Source organism: Vibrio sp. 2433-A1 (assembly GCF_056726085.1).
Window position 1 is genome coordinate 23,955 of sequence record NZ_JBRESC010000014.1, and the last position, 20,071, is coordinate 44,025.

Consider the following 20,071-nt stretch of genomic DNA (forward strand, 5'->3'; position numbering starts at 1 on the left):
AAGGATCCAACTGTAGGATCCTTTTGTGATGTTGATAGAGCTAAAAGTCGAATTAGACGTCTAGGTAATCGAGAATACCTTCGGCTGCTTTTCGCCCTTCATCAATTGCGGTTACAACCAGATCTGAGCCGCGAACGGCGTCACCACCGGCAAAGATCTTTTTATTGCTGGTTTGGAACATAAACTCTTGCTCTGATGGCGCTTGGATGCGTCCCCATTGATCGAGTTCAACGCCATAAGGTTCAAGCCAAGCCATTTTATGCGGCTGGAAGCCAAATGCCATAATGACTGCATCTGCTTCAAGTATATGTTCACTGCCTTCAACCGGCTCTGGACGACGACGTCCAGCCTCGTCTGGCTCGCCAAGTGCGGTCTTAACCACCTTAACACCAGAGACCTTTCCTGAGCTATCCAGCTCAAGACCAAGAGGCTGAAGGTTGAACATAAAATTAACCCCTTCTTCCTTGGCATTTTTCACCTCGCGGCGAGAGCCTGGCATATTGGCTTCATCTCGACGGTAAGCACAGATGACGTGGTCTGCATTTTGGCGAATAGAAGTACGAACACAGTCCATAGCGGTGTCACCACCACCAAGCACCACGACTTTCTTGCCTTTCATATCAATGAATGGTTTGTCGTCCTCTAAATCCATCACTTTATAAGTGTTAGAAACGAGGAAAGGCAGGGCATCGTACACACCAGGTGCATCTTCATTCTCAAGACCTGCACGCATATTCTTGTAGGTGCCAACACCAAGGAATACTGCATCGTAGTCATCAATCAGTTGCTGCATTTGGATGTCTTGGCCGACTTCAGTATTAAGACGGAACTCAACCCCCATTTCGCTAAAGATTTTGCGGCGGTTTTCCATCACGCCTTTTTCGAGCTTAAATGATGGGATACCGAAGGTGAGTAGCCCTCCAACCTCTGGATAACGGTCAAAAACCACAGGCTTAACACCATTTCGAACTAGAATGTCAGCCGCAGCTAGACCTGCTGGGCCAGCGCCAATAATTGCGACTTTCTTATCCGTCCATTCGACTTTCGACATGTCTGGTTTCCAACCCATTTCAAAAGCTTTGTCTGTAATATACTTTTCAATATTACCTATCGTGACGGCACCAAAATCATCATTAAGAGTACAAGAGCCTTCGCACAGTCGATCTTGTGGGCATACTCGGCCACACACCTCTGGTAGGCTATTGGTTTGGTGGGACAGTTCAACTGCTTCGATAATACGTCCCTCATTAGCCAGTTTTAGCCACTGAGGGATATAGTTGTGAACTGGGCACTTCCATTCACAATAAGGGTTACCACAATCTAAACAGCGATCCGCTTGGGCTGTTGCTTGCTGCTTAGTAAAAGGTTCGTAGATTTCGACGAATTCAATCTTACGAATTTTAATTGGCTTTTTCGCAGGATCTACACGTTGTACGTCGATAAATTGGTATACGTTCTGGCTCATGATCTATACATCCTCCATGACTTACTGGGCTTGAACGCGCAGTTCTGCAGCGCTGCGACTTTGGTGACCAAGCAGGGTGTTGAGGTCTGCCGCTTTTGGTTTCACCAAGTAGAACTTTGGAATCCATTCATCAAAGTTCGCCAAAATATCTTCAGCATGCACTGAGCCGGTTTCTTCTAGGTGTTCCGCGATTAGACCACGTAGATGTTCTTGGTGAATGTGTAAGTTAGACAGTGCAACTGCCTCAACTGACTCTTCATTTACGCGCCCTTGGAAGTCCTCATTCTTATCCAATACGTAAGCAAAACCACCAGTCATACCAGCACCAAAGTTAACGCCAGTAGCGCCAAGTATCGCAACAATACCCCCCGTCATGTATTCACATGCGTTATCGCCAGCGCCTTCAATCACGGCAATCGTGCCTGAGTTACGTACACCGAAACGTTCACCAGCGGTACCTGCGGCAAATAACTTACCTCCGGTTGCACCGTATAGGCAGGTGTTACCAATGATAGTCGCTTCATTACACTTAAATGCCGTACCTTGGTGAGGTTTGATAGCTATCTTACCACCGGCCATACCTTTACCCACATAGTCGTTAGCATCACCAGTCAAGTAAAGCTCAACGCCGCCAGCATTCCATACACCGAAAGATTGTCCGGCAGTGCCATCTAGATGAAGCTTAATTGGCTTGGCAGCCATGCCTTGGTTGCCATAACGCTTGGCAATTTCGCCAGATAGGCGTGCACCAATTGAACGGTCGGTATTGATAACGTTATAGAAAAAGTCTGCGGATTGCTTCGCTTCCACAGCGGCTAACGCATCTTCAATAATCTGTTGGTTGAGTTCCGCTTTATCAAACGGTGCGTTAGGCTCGGTCCAGTAAACTGGGTGGCCTTGCGGTGACACTGGTGTTTCCAAGATATTTGAAAGGTCGAGTTTGCTTTGCTTAGCTGTCATTCCTTCTACTGCTTCTAGTAGATCGGTACGGCCAATTAAGTCGGTCAGCTTCTCAACGCCAAGCTCAGCCAGTAGCTCACGTACTTCATCAGCTAGGCCGACAAAGTAATTCATCACCATTTCCGGTAGGCCTTTGAAGTATTCTCTACGTAGGGTGTCATCTTGGGTTGCAACACCAGTCGCACAGTTATTTAGGTGACAGATACGTAAGAACTTACAGCCCATTGCCACCATAGGCGCAGTACCAAAGCCAAAGCTTTCGGCACCCAAGATAGCTGCTTTGACTACATCTAGACCTGTTTTAAGACCACCATCAACTTGCAGGCGGATTTTATGGCGCAGGCCATTTGCAACTAGTGCTTGCTGAGTTTCAGCTAGACCGAGTTCCCAAGGGCTACCCGCGTATTTTACTGAGGTCAGTGGGCTAGCTGCCGTACCGCCGTCATAGCCGGAGATGGTGATAAGGTCGGCATAAGCTTTCGCTACACCTGTGGCGATAGTGCCAACACCCGGCTCAGAGACCAGTTTTACCGAAACCAGAGCTTTCGGGTTGACTTGCTTAAGATCGAAGATCAGCTGGGCCAAGTCTTCAATTGAGTAAATGTCGTGGTGGGGTGGCGGAGAAATCAGCGTCACGCCCTGTACTGAGTAACGAAGTTTAGCGATCTCAGCGGTTACTTTATGACCCGGTAGCTGACCACCTTCACCAGGTTTAGCGCCTTGTGCCACTTTAATTTGTAGCACATCGGCGTTGGTTAAGTAGTGCGGTGTAACACCAAAGCGGCCGGAAGCAATCTGCTTAATACGTGAGTTACGCTCGGTGCCGAAACGACGAGGGTCTTCGCCACCTTCACCTGAGTTTGAGTAACCACCTAAGCGATTCATTGCAGTAGCAAGTGCTTCGTGTGCTTCTGGGCTGAGTGCACCAATAGACATTGCCGCGGAGTCGAAACGCTTAAACAGTTCGGTACTGGGTTCTATCTCCTCAAGCGGAAGAGAGGTATCAGCCTTTTTCAGCTTCATTAGATCACGCAGCATCGCAGTAGGGCGTTCATTTACCTGTTTAGCAAAGCTCTTATAGTCTGATGATGCACCCGATTTAACCGCTTGTTGCAATGTACCAACCACATCTGGGTTGTAGGCATGATATTCGCCGCCGTGAACATATTTGAGTAAACCACCATGTTCGATAGGTTTACGTTTTGCCCATGCTTTACGAGATAGGTTGTAAATGTCTTGCTCGAAATCTTCGAAGTTGGCGCCTTGAATACGGGTCGTCACACCTTTGAAACACAAGTTAACCACGTCTTGGCTTAGACCAACCGCTTCAAACAGTTGTGAGCAGCGGTAAGAAGCAACCGTCGAGATACCCATCTTCGACATGATCTTATACAGACCTTTGTTGATGCCGTACTGGTAGTTCTGCATCACTTCACGGTAGCTCTTATCAATACCACCGTCGTCGATCACTTTACCCAGCGCCTCGTAGGCTAGGTATGGGTAGACGGCAGTGGCGCCAAAACCAAGTAGCACCGCAAATTGGTGAGGGTCACGTACTGTGCCTGTTTCTGCAATGATGTTGGCATCACAGCGGAGGTTGGCATCGATAAGACGGCTTTGCACCGCGCCGACGGCCATCGCTGCCGGGATAGGTAGCAAGCCTTTTTGCAGATTACGGTCGGATAAAACAACCAAAACGGTGCCATCTTGTACCACTTCAACTGCTTGGTCACACAGATCCTGAATTGCTTTCTCTAAATCTTTCTCTTCAGGATCGTAGTTAATATCTAAGATTGTGCTGCGGTAATACTGGTCATTAAGTTCGAGCAGCTGCTGCATATCAGAGTAAAGCAGAACGGGTGAGCCAAATGTCACGCGGTGGGCGTGTCCGTCTGTTTCACAAAAGACATTCATCTCTTGACCAATACTGGTTGCCAGAGACATAACATGCTTTTCACGTAGCGGGTCGATTGGCGGGTTAGTGACCTGAGCAAACTTCTGGCGGAAATAGTCAGTGACTAAACGCTCTTTAGAAGAAAGTACCGCCATAGGGGTATCATCACCCATTGAGCCGACAGCTTCTTGGCCCATATCACCAAGTACGCGTAATACTTGATCGACTTCCTCGTTGCTCATTGCAAACTGTTTCTGGTAAGTCTTTAGCTGATCATCGGCGAAGCTGCGCTCACCCACTTGATCATCCGATAATTCGGAGAAAGGAGTCAGTTTGTGAACGTTATTTTCCATCCATTCGCGATAAGGGTGGCGACCTTTAAGGTCATTATCAATTTCGCTCGATTGCCATAGCTTGCCGCGGCGAGTATCGACGACGAGAAGTTCGCCCGGTCCGACACGGCCTTTCTCAGCTACTTCATCTGGCGCGTAATCCCAAATGCCGACTTCAGAAGCTAGGGTGATTAGCTTGTCTTTAGTAATTACATATCGGGCAGGACGCAGGCCGTTACGGTCTAAGTTACATGCTGCGTAGCGACCGTCAGATAGAACAATCCCAGCAGGCCCATCCCAAGGCTCCATATGTTTGGAGTTAAAGTCGTAGAAGGCGCGTAAATCTGGGTCCATATCTGGGTGATTTTGCCATGCTGGCGGAACCAGCATGCGCATCGCACGGAAGATATCCATGCCGCCAGCTAGGAACAGATCCAGCATGTTGTCGAGACTTGAAGAGTCCGATCCGGTTTCATTAACGAATGGCGCAGCGGTCTTGAGATCCGGCAACAGTGGCGATGAAAATTTGTACGCACGTGCTCGCGCCCATTGGCGGTTGCCTTCAATGGTATTGATTTCACCATTGTGCGCTAAATAGCGGAATGGCTGTGCGAGAGGCCAACGTGGTTGGGTATTAGTTGAGAAGCGCTGGTGGAACAGACAGATCGCTGACTCCATACGAAGATCGGCAAGATCTAAGTAGAAGCGTGGCAGATCCGCAGGCATACATAGCCCTTTATAAACCATAACTTGAGTCGATAAACTACAGATATAGAAGTCACTATCATCAGTGATCTGCTTCTCAATACGTCGACGGGCAATATAAAGGCGGCGCTCGATATCTCGCTCACGCCAACCAGCAGGCGCGGAGATAAAAACTTGCTGAATATTTGGCAGTGAATCTGCTGCAATTGGGCCAAGCACAGCTGAGTTAGTCGGGACTTCACGCCAACCTGAAATGGTTAAGGTCTCTTGCGCAAGTTCTTGGTTTATAACATCTTTAGCTGATTGTGCTTTAGCTGGATCTTGGTTGAAGAAAATCATACCGACAGCATATTGCTTGCCAAGGTTAAAGCCATTTTCTTCAGCAATTAGACGTAGGTAAGAGTCCGGTTTTTGTAGCAATAAGCCACAACCATCACCGGTTTTTCCATCTGCTGCGATACCACCGCGGTGAGTCATTCGATCAAGTGCTGAAATAGCGGTACGTACCAATTTATGGCTTGGTTCACCTTCCATGTGCGCAATCAAGCCAAATCCACAGTTATCTTTTTCAAGATTAGGATCATATAGAGCCATTGCAATTCTCCCTTTGCTTCACCTGTCTCCCGACAGAACTACCAACATTAAAAGGGTTGGTATATATGACTAACTATTCATTCTAATTGTTATTATTTGTATAAATACGCACTAAACCCCGTTAGAACCATTAACAAATATTGAGGAAATAATTTTCATCGACTTCACAACGTATAGGTTATTATGAAAAAGGTCAAGTTCTTGGTGGAAAATCATGCCAATGTGCGATTTACCACTTAATACGCTGTAATAGTATATATAATTCAGAAACTTAAGGTTTCCAATGTTACGGTTTTGTAACATTGCCTATTTCGGGAAAATAAAAAAGACCAGCACAATGTACTGGTCAACTTATAAAGTTTGGAAGGATTGTTTATTTAATCATTGCCACCCAGAATCAACTAAAGGAAGTTGCTTGGGTGGCTAGATATTATGCAGATAGCATCAATGAGTCTGCTTTTGCCTCTAGGTTTGAATTACCCATTAGGTAATCATCAATAGCAATCGCACATTCACGACCTTCGTTGATGCAACGCACAACCAAAGACTGACCAGTACGCATATCACCTGCGGCAAACACACCTTTTTGGTTGGTTGCAAAACCTTCAGTCGCGACGTTGCCGCGTTCATCCAGTTTTATATCTAACTGTGCTAACACACCTGTTGGTTCTGGGTGTAGGAAGCCCATTGCTAGGAATGCGAGATCACACGGAATAACACGCTCGCTGCCTTCGACTTCTTTGAAGCTTGGGCGCTCACCTGGTTTCGTATCTTCCCATACGATATCCGCAAGACGTAGACCAGTAACTTCACCTTTGTCGTTACTGATAAACTCTTTAGTCAGAATATTCCAATGACGATCGACACCTTCTTCGTGTGAAGTCGATGTGCGTAGGATCATTGGGTACTGAGGCCAAGGCATATTCGCTGGGCGCTTCTCTGGTGGGACAGGCATGATTTCAACTTGAGTAACACTTGCCGCTTTATGACGGTTTGATGTACCTACACAGTCAGAACCTGTATCACCACCACCGATTACCACAACATGTTTACCTTTAGCGTGAATTTCTTCCGTTTTTAGGTCCATGCCATTTGCACGGCGGTTGTTTTGACCAAGGAATTCCATCGCAAAGTGAACACCTTTTAGTTCACGTCCTGGTACAGGAAGGTCACGTGGAACCGTTGAGCCACCAGTCAGAAGTACAACATCAAACTCTTGACGAAGCTGCTGAGCATTCACATCAACCCCAATGTGTTGATTAACTTTGAACTCAACGCCCGCTTCTGCCATTAGGTTGACCTTACGATCAATCACATCCATACCCAGTTTGAAATCAGGGATACCGAAACGCAGTAGACCACCGACTTTTTCATCACGTTCAAACACAGTGACCGAGTGACCAGCGCTGTTTAGCTGCTCTGCTGCAGCAAGACCTGCAGGGCCAGAACCGATGATTGCGATCGTTTTACCTGTGCGTGAACGAGGCGTTTTAGGTTTTGCGTACCCTTCACGGTACGCAGTTTCTACAATCGTTTTCTCGATATTACAGATAGTGATTGGGTCTTGGTTGATGCCAAGAACACACGCACTTTCACATGGAGCAGGACACACTCGACCTGTGAACTCAGGGAAGTTATTGGTTGAACTTAGAATGTTCCACGCTTCTTCCCAGCTGTCACGGTAAACCGCGTCGTTGAACTCAGGGATGATGTTACCAATCGGACAACCGTTGTGACAGAAAGGGACGCCACAATCCATACAACGAGAAGCCTGAGTATTGATCTTGTCACCAAACTCTTCGTTCAAAACGAATTCTTTGTTGTTTTCAATACGAACCGATGGGTCGAGCTTCTTTGGAAGCTCGCGACCATGTTCTAAAAATCCAGTAGGCTTACCCATTATATTGCCTCCACTTGTTCCGTTTGTGCTTGCGCCGCGATAGCCTTACGCTTTAGAAGTACCGCTTTGTAGTCACGCGGCATGACCTTAACCATAGAGGCTAGGCTTGCTTCAAAGTTATCAAGGAAAGACTGAGCAACTTCACTTCCTGTGAATTGAACTTGCTTGGTTAGCATTTCTTTAAGTAGTTCACGATCTTCTGCTTCGATAGGGTCTAGGTCGACCAGTTCAGGGTTGAGCTTGGTTTCAAAGTCACCAGACTTGTCCCAAACGTAAGCAACACCGCCGCTCATACCTGCCGCAAAGTTACGACCGGTTGAGCCAAGGATAACCGCAACACCACCAGTCATGTATTCACAACCGTGGTCACCGATACCTTCAACTACAACTTTCGCGCCCGAGTTACGTACACAGAATCGCTCACCGGCCATACCGCGAATGTACGACTCACCAGATGTTGCACCGTAGAAACATACGTTACCAACAACGATGTTATCTTCAGCGACGATGGTTGATTTCGCATCTGGGTAAAGCACGAGCGTACCGCCAGATAGACCTTTACCCCAGTAGTCGTTTGCGTCGCCTTCAACTTCGAACTTAACGCCCTTAGCGAGGAAAGCACCAAATGACTGGCCTGCGCTGCCGTTGAACTTCACGTTCATTGGCTGAGGTAGGCCTTGGTCTTTGTACACCTTAGAGATTTCGTTCGACAGCATGGTACCCGCAGAGCGATCCGTGTTGATGATAGGGAACTCAGCGTTGACTGCTTCACCTTTCTCAAGTGCAGGAATAGCCGCCTGAATCAACTTACGGTCGAGAACGTGTTCTAGGTTGTGGTTTTGTTGCGTTTGGTTGTAAACGCCATCATCTTCACGCGCTTGCTCGATATGTAGCACAGGCGATAGATCTAGGTTCTTGTACTTCCAGTGGCCGATATCATCGCGAACTTTTAGTTTGTGTGATTGACCAACCATCTCATCGATAGTGCGGTAGCCTAGCTCTGCCATCACTTCACGCAGGCCTTCAGCCATGTATTGGAAGAAGGTCACAACGTCTTCTACTCGGCCATCGAAGCGCTCACGTAGCGTCTTGTTCTGAGTCGCGATACCTACAGGACAGGTGTTCTTATGACACTTACGCATCATGATACAGCCTTCAACAACGAGAGCGGCTGTAGCAACACCCCATTCCTCTGCACCTAGTAGTGTTGCGACTGCTAGGTCGCGCGGTGTTTTCATCTGACCGTCAGACTGAACCACGATACGGTTACGTAGACCATTCTTAAGAAGCGTTTGGTGCGTTTCTGCTAGACCAAGCTCCCAAGGTAGACCTGTGTGACGGATAGATGACATCGGTGATGCACCTGTACCGCCATCAAAACCTGCGATAAGGACAACGTCAGCTTTCGCTTTGGCGACACCTGAGGCGATAGTACCAACGCCTGCTTCTGATACTAGCTTCACGTTGACACGACCAGCGCGGTTAGCATTCTTCAAGTCATAGATTAGCTGAGCCAAATCTTCGATTGAGTAGATATCGTGGTGTGGCGGTGGCGAGATTAGACCTACGCCCGGAGTCGAGTGACGTGTTGCACCGATCCAGTCATCAACCTTATCACCTGGGAGCTGACCACCTTCACCTGGTTTCGCACCTTGAGCCATCTTGATCTGTAGCTCATCAGCATTAGTTAGGTAGTAAGACGTTACACCAAAGCGACCTGACGCAACCTGTTTGATTGCAGAGCGCTCCCAATCACCGTTTTCTTTGCGCTCGAAACGAGTTGGGTCTTCACCACCTTCACCCGAGTTTGATTTTGCGCCAATGCGGTTCATTGCAACAGCCAGTGTTGAGTGCGCTTCGTAAGAGATAGAACCGAATGACATTGCACCTGTCGCGAAACGCTTAAGGATTTTTTCGATTGGCTCTACTTCTTCTAGCGGGATTGAACCTGCCGGGTTCTTAACAAAGTCTAGTTGGCTACGTAGCGTTGCTGCATTATCGCCTTGGTCATCAACCGCTTTCGCGTATTGTTTGAACTGTGCATAGTCTTTGTTACGAGTTGACTCTTGCAGTAGTGAGATAGTTTCAGGGTTAAACAGGTGTTTTTCACCACGCTGTTTCCATTGGTAAACACCACCGACATCAAGAATTTGTACTGGGATTTCACGAGTTGGGTAACCAATACGGTGACGCACGAGGACTTCCTTCGCGATGTCATCAATGGTTAGACCTTGGATACGTGAAACGGTACCAGTGAAGTATTTTTCGACGACAGATTTGCTGATACCTAGTGCTTCAAAGATCTGTGCACCGTGGTAAGACTGTAGCGTCGAGATCCCCATCTTTGAGAAAATCTTCAGTAGGCCGCCGTTGATCGACTTACGGTAGTTCTCAAATAGGTCACGAATATTGGTTTCAGGGTCAAGCTTCTTAGTGCGTTGCAGTTCAACCATAGTTTCGATAACTAGGTAAGGGTTCACTGCATTTGCGCCGTAACCGATTAACGTTGCAAAGTGGTGTGTCTCACGCGCATCACCTGTCTCAACCACGATATCACATTTTGCACGTAGACCTTTACGGATTAGGTGATGGTGAACAGCACCAACCGCTAGCATCGCTGGAATCGCGGCGTGGTTAGAGTTAACAGCGCGGTCAGTTAGAAGGATGATTGAGTAACCATCGATCACTGCATCTTCTGCATACTGACAGATACGCTTCAGTGCACGTTCTAGCTTTCCTTCGTCTTCACTTGCTTGGAATACGATGTCTAGTGTCTTAGCTTGTAGGTGCTCGTTGTCGATAGCACGCAGCTTCTCAAGTTCTGAATTAGATAGAACAGGAGACTCAAGCTCTACTTTCTGACAGTGTTCTGGAGACTCAGCTAGTAGGTTCTGATCCTTACCGAGGTAAGTGTTCAGTGACATAACCATACGCTCGCGAATCGGGTCGATCGGCGGGTTAGTTACCTGAGCAAATAGCTGTTTAAAGTAGTTTGATAGATGTTGTGACTGGTGCGAAAGAATTGCTAGTGGCCAATCGGCACCCATTGCAGAAAGTGGCTCTTTACCATCTTTCGCCATAGGTACAATGATTTCGTTCACTTCTTCAGAGCTAACACCGAATGCTTGCTGCTTGTGCAGTAGTTTCTCTGGCGAAGGCTGGCTGAATTCGTTGCTCGCATCTGGCAGTTTCTTCAGACTCAGTAGGTTTTCTTCAACCCACTTCTCGTATGGCTGCGCTGATGCAATGCCATCTTTCACTTCTTCATCAGAAATGATGCGGCCTTGCTCAAGGTCAGCAACGAAGATACGACCTGGCTGTAGACGACCGCGGAACTCAACGTTTTCTGGTTCAATCTCAACAACACCAGACTCAGAAGCCATCACTAGGAAGTCATCTTTGGTCACTGTGTAGCGAGAAGGACGTAGACCGTTACGGTCAAGGGTTGCACCTACTTGAACACCATCAGTGAAACACACCGATGCAGGGCCATCCCATGGTTCCATTACGTTCGCGTGGTATTGGTAGAACGCACGACGAGTTGGATCCATATTTTTGTTTTCTTGCCACGCTTCAGGAATCATCATCATTAACGCATGTGGCAGGCTGCGACCAGATAGAACTAGGAGCTCTAAGGCCATATCGAAGTTAGATGAATCGGATGCGCCTTCTTGACAGATAGGCAGTAGCATGTCGATCTCAGCTTGAGTAAACAAGTCAGATTCGATGATTGCTTCACGGGCTTTCATCCAGTTCAGGTTACCGCGAACGGTGTTGATTTCACCATTGTGAGCAATGTAACGGAAAGGCTGAGCAAGACGCCAGCGCGGGAATGTATTAGTAGAGAAACGAGAGTGAACAAGTGCAAGCGCACTCACCATCGTTGGATTCTGTAGATCTAAGAAGTATTGAGGTACTTGCTCTGTGGTTAGCTGACCTTTATACACCACTGTCTTGTAAGACATAGAGTTGATGTAGAAGTCATCGCCGATATTAGAGACGCTCTCTAGACAAACACGTACGGTGTAGTTACGTAAAACATACAGTTTACGCTCTAACTCTTCCGGTGTAATACCAGGGCCGCCAGAAACAAACACATGTTCAAATTGAGGTTCAGTGCTTAGTGGATCAGCACCAATCATCGAGTTATCGGTAGGAAGAACACGGTAACCAATAACATCTAGTTCAAGACGTTGTGCATTGCGTTCTAAAATGTCACGACATTGTGCACGTTTGTGCTCATCTTTAGGGAAAAGTACAACACCAACACCGTACTTCTCAAAAGAAGGCAACTTAATACCAAGCTTGACTGCTTCTTCTAAGAGAAATTCGTGAGGTTTTTGTAGCAAGATACCGGCACCGTCACCCGAACAAGGGTCACACCCTTGACCGCCACGGTGCTCCATACGTGCAAGCATATCTAATGCTTGAGTCACTACTGCGTGTGATTTGCGGTTTTTAAGGTGAGCTACAAAACCGATACCACAAGCGTCATGCTCCAGCTCTGGAGTATAAAGACCTTGTGATCTTTGCTCTCTATCTACCATGGATACATCCTTCCAGTTCAAATAGGCGCAATTGGGCTAGTCGAAACTAGTTCTACGTCCTGTCCTTTATTTTTATGATTCGAAGTCGCCTAGGTTGGTGACTTTGATTCCATTCCGTATCTCGCAGGAAAAATATTGCGAGAAAAACAATCCTTGGTGTAATCCATTTTTTTTGTATCACAATCTAGTGATTTATATAGGTGGGAGTTGGAAAACACCGATGTTTTGCCGATTTTTAATGTAATTTAAAATACATAAAACAGCAAAATCTGTAAGTATCCTACAATTTAGTTAGGCGGAAATGCAATCAAAACTCGACTCTGTTGCCCACTTTTTTCGTCGTTTAAATGAATAATATGTTTAACTTTTGCGTAACAATTAGCCTGAGGCACGTTATTTCTGCATGTTTATTGACTTTGCTTAACTTGTTGCCTGTTTGAAATCGTTAAATTCAACCCTAGATGATTTTTCAAAACTGTAATTTAATTACATTAATCTTAATGATATTCATTTCGATTTATGGGCAAGAGTTAATATGCAACTTCATGAATTGGTCAACACTATTGGACAAGACTTACAACGTCGTTATGGAGAAAAGGTCCACAAACTGACTTTGCATGGCGGTTTTAGCTGTCCTAATCGCGATGGCACCATAGGTCGCGGCGGTTGTACGTTTTGCAATGTAGCGTCATTTGCAGACGAAGAGGCTCAAGCAAAAAGCATTCATGAGCAGTTAGTTGCTCGTGCAGGTGAGATTGATCGAGCGAAGAAGTATCTCGCTTACTTTCAAGCCTACACCAGCACATATGCCGAAGTACAAGTACTGAAAAACATGTATGAGGAAGCCTTAAAAGCAGCCGATATTGTCGGTTTGTGTGTCGGTACTCGTCCCGATTGCGTGCCTGATGCGGTGCTAGACCTATTATCCGGCTATGTTGAGCAGGGATACGAAATTTGGTTAGAGTTAGGGCTGCAAACCGCAAATAACCAGACGCTTAAACGCATTAATCGCGGTCATGATTTTGAATGCTACGCTGAGATTACCAAGCGAGCTAGAGCATTAGGTATTAAGGTGTGCACTCATTTAATCGTTGGTTTGCCGAAAGAGACGCGTGAAGATAATATTGCCACTATGGAGCAGGTGCTAGCGGTTGGCACAGATGGCATCAAGTTACATGGGCTACACATTGTCGAAGGCAGTACCATGGCCAAAGCCTGGAAAGCGGGACGACTTGAGGCCCCTGAACTTGATGAGTATGTCTCAATTGCTAGTGAAATGATCCGAATGACGCCACCCGAAGTGGTTTATCATCGTGTATCCTCTGCGGCGAGAAGACCAACGTTACTCGCGCCGTTATGGTGTGAGAATCGATGGTTAGCAATGACGGAGATTGGTCGTGCTTTGAACCGCGACGGGGCTCAAGGGACATTAATGAATCAACCATTTATATATACAAAACCAATATTAAAGGCTGAATAGTAAGCAATAAGCTGATATCTTTTGTACCCTTATAACGGGTATATCACAGAGTTTGAGTATTGGGATGGAGCAAGTATTAGTTTGGTTGTGGGATACGACCCACGGGCATGGTTTTGATCTTGTTATCATTTTACTCGCTATTATTATTACTGCAGCGATCTACGCTCGTAATCAGGCTCATTTAGTTGAGCTTTTGGTTGCCACACCTAATGCTTTACTCCTGATTGATAGCAAAAGTGGCGAATTGCTACTTGCCAACTCGGTCGCGAGCCAAGTCCTCGGCGTTCGTCGGGTGGGCAGTAATTTCATGTTGCCTGACCTTGTAACCCGGCAGTATTTACTGACTTCAGTCTCACCATTTACTGGACGTTTTTTCTCATCTCACACCATCAGTTGGCCGATATCAAAAAGCCGTAGAATTGCGTTGGATGTGGTCGGGCGTAAGACTCTTTTCCGCCGTCGAACGGTTTGGTTACTCTACTTTTCTAGTCATCAAGAAACGGATACTGAGTTAAAGAATCAAGTGAACTCTTTGTCGATTGTGAAGAGCGCGTTTGATAATTTGTCTGAGCTAATTTTTATTAAAGATAAGGATGGTCGGATTATTTCGAGTAATCGAGCATTTCAACGTTTTTGGCATGATCGCGAAAATGAGGGCGTTGCTGATATCGAAGGGGTGATTAAAGGGCGTGCAAGTAAACGACGTTGGACCGTTACGCCTGATGGCCGAAGTTGTCTGCTTGAGAGTCATCAAAGCGCACTGATATCTGCTAGCGGTGAGAAAATCGGTACTTTGGGCATCAGTCACGATGTGACCGATTGGTATGATATGCAAAAGAGTCTGCGTGATGAGATGGAAAAGCGTAAAGATACCGAAGTCGCCCTTGCTCAGCGTGATACCATTTTACAAAATATCTTAGAGTCTAGCCCGGACTCTATTGGCATCTTTAACGAGAACATGGTTTATCAAGCGTGTAATCAACCGTTTGTTAGAGCGCTTGGCATTGCCGAAGTGGATGATCTTATTGGTAAGCGTTTGCAAGATGTTATCCCTAACGAGTCATATAGCCGTTTATCAGAAACTGATAATAAGGTTCTGCATGAAGGCAAGTCGCTGCGCTACATCGACCGTGTGGTAAGTAGCAATGGGCAGTTCATTTGGTATGACGTGGTTAAGTCTCCGTTTAGAGACCCTGCATCAGGCACAAATGGGGTACTGGTGATGGCGCGTGATGTATCTGAGCGATACTTGGCAGAGCAGAAGCTAGAAGAAGCCAACCAAGAGTTAGAGAGGCTGAGTTTCATCGATAGTCTGACACAGATTGCTAACCGTCGCCGCTTTGATGAGCAGCTTGACACATTGTGGCATGTCCACATTCGCGAGCAGAAACCAATGACGGTAATGCTGTGTGATATCGACTACTTTAAAGGTTTCAATGATTTTTATGGTCACCAACGCGGTGATGAAGCGCTGATCAAAGTTGCTGAGGTGTTCAAAAAGGTGCTGCCGCGCTCAAGTGACAGCGTTGCTCGTTACGGTGGTGAGGAGTTCGCTTTTATCTTGCCGAATACCACCACGGAAGGGGCGAAGAAGGTTGCCGAGCGTATCCATCAAGGGGTCGCTGCGTTAGCACTCACGCATAATACGTCGAAAGTATCTGACATTGTCACGGCCAGTATTGGTCTCGTCTCTTTGGTGCCGCAGCCACACGACAATAGTGAGTCTATCGTCGCCTTGGCAGATAGCGCTCTCTATCAAGCCAAATCGAATGGGCGTAACCAAACCTGTGTGCATCACACATCAGAGAATTAACGTTTTGTTCGCTAAGGATTCTTTTAGCTGTCGTTAGGTAAAACAGGTAGAATTTATCTATCGTTTTTCCGCGGAGCTTTAAATGAAACCGATAAAAAACCTTGCTCAGTATTATGTCGACCTTCTGGTCAAATTGGGTATTTTGCGTTTCTCCATCTTACTTGCTTTGGCTTTGGTGGCGCTGGCTGTTGTTGTTCAAGTAGGTATCACGCTCGTTCTTAATGGTTATGTGGATGATATTGATATTGTCCGCTCGGTCTTCTTTGGCCTACTTATCACTCCTTGGGCGGTCTATTTTCTTTCGGTGGTTGTCGATCAGTTGGAAGAGTCCCGCCAGCGCCTTTCTAAATTGGTTTCAAAACTCAAGGATATGCGCTCTCGCGACCAAGAGCTGAATAACCAGCTTCAACAGAATATCGCCAAGTTAAATCAAGAGATTGAAGAGCGTATTAAGGCAGAAGAAGCTCGTGAAGAAGCGATGAAAGACTTAGAAAATGAAGTCTATCAGCGCGAAAAAACACAGGTAGAACTTGCTGAGCGAACCGCCTTACTGCGTTCTTTTATCGATGCCTCACCGGATTTGATCTATTACCGCAATGCCGAAGGCGTTTTCTCTGGCTGTAACAAAGCAATGGAAGAACTGACCGGCAAGAAAGAAAGCCAATTAGTTGGTCTAACGCCTTGGGATGTCTATAGCAAAGAAGTCGCTCAACAAATTGTTGATACCGACCAAAAAGTATTCACAGACAACCAAGCCTTAACCTATGAACAGTGGTTAGAGTACCCTGATGGACGCCGCAACTACTTTGAACTGCGTAAAGTGCCTTTCTACAGCAAAGATGGCCGCCACCTGGGGTTGGTCGGTTTTGGTCGTGATATTACCGAGCGTAAGCGTCATGAAGAATCACTAGAAAAAGCCAGTCGCGATAAAACCACTTTCATCTCGACGATTAGTCATGAACTGCGAACGCCGTTAAACGGTATCGTCGGTTTAAGTCGTATGCTGTTGGATACGCAAATGACTCAAGAGCAGCGTAGTCATATGCAAACTATCAACGTCAGTGCGATTACGCTTGGTAATATCTTTAACGATATCATCGATATGGATAAGTTTGACCGTCGTAAGTTGGAGCTTTTCCCTTCAGCACTCAACTTTGAAGAGTTTGTCGCGGAAATGGAGAGTATTTCTGCACTGATGGCGTCACAGAAAGGCCTGCGTTTTGATCTCGAAAGGTTGAGCGAATTGCCAAGCGGCATTGAGGTCGATGCAACACGACTACGCCAGGTACTTTGGAACCTTATCAGTAATGCGATGAAGTTTACCAAAGAGGGCGGTGTGGTGATGACGGTGAGCTCTGAAGTCATCGATGAACATGCTCATATCATTATGGAAATTGAAGATAGCGGTATCGGTATTCCAGAAGCTGAGTTGGATAAGATCTTCGCCATGTACTACCAAGTGAAGTCTGGCAAAGACAACCTACATGCTGTGGGGACTGGCATTGGCTTAGCGGTATCAAAGCAACTGATCAATATGATGGATGGTGATATTACCGTTTCGAGCGAAGAAGGTTTTGGTAGTACCTTTACTGTGACTATTCGTGTGCCATTGGCTGATGTTGAACTTCCTCAATCTGTGGCGTCGCTTCAATCGCAAGAGCTGAATATCTTTATGGTTGAAGATATTGAACTCAATATCACAGTGGCTCGTTCGTTGTTGGAGAGTATGGGCCACGAAGTCTCCGTTGCGATGAATGGCGCTGAAGCGATGGAGATGTTTGATCCTGAACTCTACGACTTGGTGTTCCTTGATATCCAACTGCCTGATATGACGGGCTTTGATATTGCTGAATACTTCCGCCGCACCTACTCAGACCTTCCACCGCTGGTGGCACTAACTGCAAACGTATTGAAGAATAAGCAAGAATATCTTGAAAGAGGCATGGATGACGCCATCAGTAAGCCGCTCTCAGTCACAGCAGTGCAGGATGTATTGGCCAAGTTTACTAAAGGTGAAAGAGAAGAGATCATCGAGCAGGCTAAAGTGGTTGAAACTGCCCCTGAAGGCGGCGAAATATACGCTCGATTGCTTGATCTGGAAATGCTGGAGTCTTACGTTAGTATCGTCGGTTCACAGCCTGTATTAGATAGTATCCAAATGTTTGAAGAGATGATGCCTGATTATCTACAAGTACTTGATTCTAATATGGTCGCAAGACATCAAGAAGGTATTGTCTCTGAGGCGCACAAAATTAAAGGTGCCGCAGGGTCTATTGGTTTGAAACATATTCAAAGTGTTGCCCAGAAAGCGCAATCGCCGGATTTGCCTGCTTGGTGGGAAAATATCGATGATTGGGTTGAAGAAATGAAGAATGAGTATGAAAATGATATTCAAATACTCAAAGAATGGCTCAATAACAACAAAGGTAAATAAAATGAAAAAAGTAGCATTAGTTTCGCTCGGTGTCGCTTTGTTGGCCGGTTGTGCGACTCAGCAAGTGGGCTGGGAGCAAGATAACCAAACAGTGATAGCAGAGTCAACAGTGACGCTTAAGAGTAACCTTTGGTTGAACAAAATGCCGACCATCGGTGAAGTGCAAGATAATACTTTACATGGCGCACTTTATTTAGAGTCAGACTCAACGTTGCCCGCTGAGCTCGATATCGAAAGTATTTCGATTCAGCAAGGTGAGGAGACTTGGATGATTGATGGTGATCTGCTTGAGATGCGTACCCATAGCCCAAATCAGTGGGAAGTGGTGTTTGTGTGGCAGTTCCCAGTCGACCCTAATCTACCAGTTAACGTTGCGTTGCTTCTGAATAACAACGATAAAGTTGACTGGCTAGTTGAGAACAATGTTCAGATCGATACTGTGTACTGATTGTCATTTTAAATCCTAGATACCAAAAAGGCTGACCCCATCTGGAGTCAGCCTTTTTTACATAAAGCCGATAGTATTACTTATTTGCTTTTCTTAAGACCAGCGTTGATATCTAGGATATCTTGCTCGCTTAGTGTGCCTACTGCTTGGCGTAGCTGAAGAACACTTAAGATGTAATCGTATCGAGCGTTAGATAGGCTCTTGTTCGCATCGTAAAGACGACGAGTTGAATCAAGTACGTCAACGATAGTACGAGTCCCAACATCGAACCCAGCTTCTGTCGCTTCTAGAGCTGACTGAGCTGAAACCACTGTTTGCTCATAAGCGCGTAGTGCACCGATTGAAGCTGTAATGTTATTATTTGAAGCACGGACCTCTTTTATAACACTGCGATAGGTTTTTTCTAGCTCTTGGCTCGCTGCAATATAGCTGAACTCAGCCTGTTTAGTTTGCGAGCTAATGTTACCACCGGTGTATAGTGGTACATTTAAGTTCACGCCAATATTGAAGTTATTAGTCGTGCCATCTGATGTACTTTCAGATGTATCACTGTAGTTGTAACCGCCATCTAAGGTTAATGATGGTAAGTGGCCTGAGCTTGCTAGTGAAATATTGTCTTTCGCTGCGTCTTGAGCGATACGTGCTGACAGTAGGCTTAGGTTTTTCTGCTGAGCTTCATCGACTAGCGCGTCGATTGCTGTCGAAGTTTTGCTTGCTGAGAAACGCTTAGTATCAAGCACATCTAAGTTAGAGTGCTCTTGACCAGTAATCTCACGTAGACCTTCATAGCTGTTCACTAGGTCATTTTGCGCCAATACTTCGTCAGCCAGTACCGCATCGTATTGTGCTTGAGCATCATGAACGTCAGTAATCGCTGATAGACCCACTTCAAAACGTTGCTTAGTCTGTTCTAGTTGGCGGCCAACCGCCGCTTTTTCTGCTTGAACAAACTCTAAGCTGTCTTGTGCGCGCAGTACATCAAAGTATGCCGTAGAAACACGTAGAATTAGTGCTTGTTGGATTGCAGCGTAAGAAGCATCTGCTTGGCGAGCGCTCTTTTCAGAGATATCCAATGTTAGCCAGCTTGAACGTTGGTAAAGCTCTTGAGAAAAGTTAATACCAGCAGTTAGTGCATTCTTATCGTGGTCGATTGTGCCACCACGTGTTAGATTGTAGCCAGCCGTTAAGTTAATCTGCGGCAGCAAAGATGAACGACTAGAAGTCACTGCTTCAAATGCGGCATCACGCTGAGCAGCTGCACTAAGTAGCGTCGGGTCGTTTTCTTTCGCTTGATTATAAATGTCTGCCAGTGTGTCAGCGAATGCGTTAGTGCTTAGTCCGCCTAGTGCTGCACTGATAAATAGTGGAAGCAGTTTCTTCATTAGTCCTATTCCTGCCAAAATATGAAAAGGGTGTCTCATCAGGAGTTTAACTCAATTGATGCGAAATCACTCTATACTTTGCAAAGTTTTACATTTAATTATCCAGCTGTACAATAA

At 46.1% G+C, this 20,071-nt stretch carries 9 protein-coding genes; 4 read left to right on the forward strand and 5 right to left on the reverse strand.

Annotated features, from left to right (window positions below; translation table 11 throughout):
• Nucleotides 1–52 precede the first annotated feature (52 nt).
• The 4 genes from ACU01J_RS14795 to gltB (ACU01J_RS14810) all read right to left on the reverse strand — a co-directional run bounded on the left by ACU01J_RS14795 (nucleotide 53) and on the right by gltB (ACU01J_RS14810) (nucleotide 12,397).
• Complete coding sequence (locus tag ACU01J_RS14795; RefSeq protein WP_481086400.1) at nucleotides 53–1,465, reverse strand: FAD-dependent oxidoreductase; 1,413 nt, start codon at nucleotides 1,463–1,465, stop codon at nucleotides 53–55.
• Nucleotides 1,466–1,486: 21 nt separating this feature from the next.
• A complete protein-coding gene (gene gltB / locus ACU01J_RS14800; protein WP_481086401.1) occupies nucleotides 1,487–5,950 on the reverse strand; it encodes a glutamate synthase large subunit in 4,464 nt (1,487 codons plus the stop codon).
• A gap of 430 nt (nucleotides 5,951–6,380) precedes the next feature.
• Nucleotides 6,381–7,850, reverse strand: coding sequence for a glutamate synthase subunit beta (locus ACU01J_RS14805; RefSeq protein ID WP_481086402.1), 1,470 nt, complete (start codon nucleotides 7,848–7,850; stop codon nucleotides 6,381–6,383).
• Nucleotides 7,850–12,397: a glutamate synthase large subunit gene (gltB, locus tag ACU01J_RS14810; protein WP_481086403.1), complete on the reverse strand. Its 4,548-nt coding sequence runs from the start codon at nucleotides 12,395–12,397 to the stop codon at nucleotides 7,850–7,852. The genes ACU01J_RS14805 and gltB (ACU01J_RS14810) overlap by 1 nt, the downstream gene beginning before the upstream one ends.
• A 535-nt stretch (nucleotides 12,398–12,932) precedes the next feature.
• Here gltB (ACU01J_RS14810) and mnmL point away from each other — a divergent pair.
• From mnmL to ACU01J_RS14830, 4 genes are all read left to right on the forward strand, one after another.
• Nucleotides 12,933–13,877: a tRNA modification radical SAM protein MnmL/YtqA gene (mnmL, locus tag ACU01J_RS14815; protein ID WP_481086404.1), complete on the forward strand. Its 945-nt coding sequence runs from the start codon at nucleotides 12,933–12,935 to the stop codon at nucleotides 13,875–13,877.
• Nucleotides 13,878–13,941: 64 nt separating this feature from the next.
• A complete protein-coding gene (locus tag ACU01J_RS14820) occupies nucleotides 13,942–15,690 on the forward strand; it encodes a diguanylate cyclase domain-containing protein (protein WP_481086405.1) in 1,749 nt (582 codons plus the stop codon).
• 82 nt (nucleotides 15,691–15,772) lie between these two features.
• On the forward strand, nucleotides 15,773–18,124 hold the full coding sequence (gene arcB / locus ACU01J_RS14825; protein ID WP_481086406.1) for an aerobic respiration two-component sensor histidine kinase ArcB: 2,352 nt from the start codon (nucleotides 15,773–15,775) through the stop codon (nucleotides 18,122–18,124).
• Between the two features lies 1 nt (nucleotide 18,125).
• Nucleotides 18,126–18,572 (forward strand): hypothetical protein, encoded by a 447-nt coding sequence (locus ACU01J_RS14830; protein ID WP_481086407.1) that lies wholly within the window; start codon nucleotides 18,126–18,128, stop codon nucleotides 18,570–18,572.
• A gap of 80 nt (nucleotides 18,573–18,652) precedes the next feature.
• Here ACU01J_RS14830 and tolC read toward each other — a convergent pair whose 3' ends face one another.
• Nucleotides 18,653–19,954 carry an outer membrane channel protein TolC gene (gene tolC / locus ACU01J_RS14835; protein ID WP_481086408.1) on the reverse strand — a complete coding sequence of 434 codons (1,302 nt, stop codon included), beginning with the start codon at nucleotides 19,952–19,954 and terminating at the stop codon, nucleotides 18,653–18,655.
• Nucleotides 19,955–20,071 lie beyond the last annotated feature (117 nt).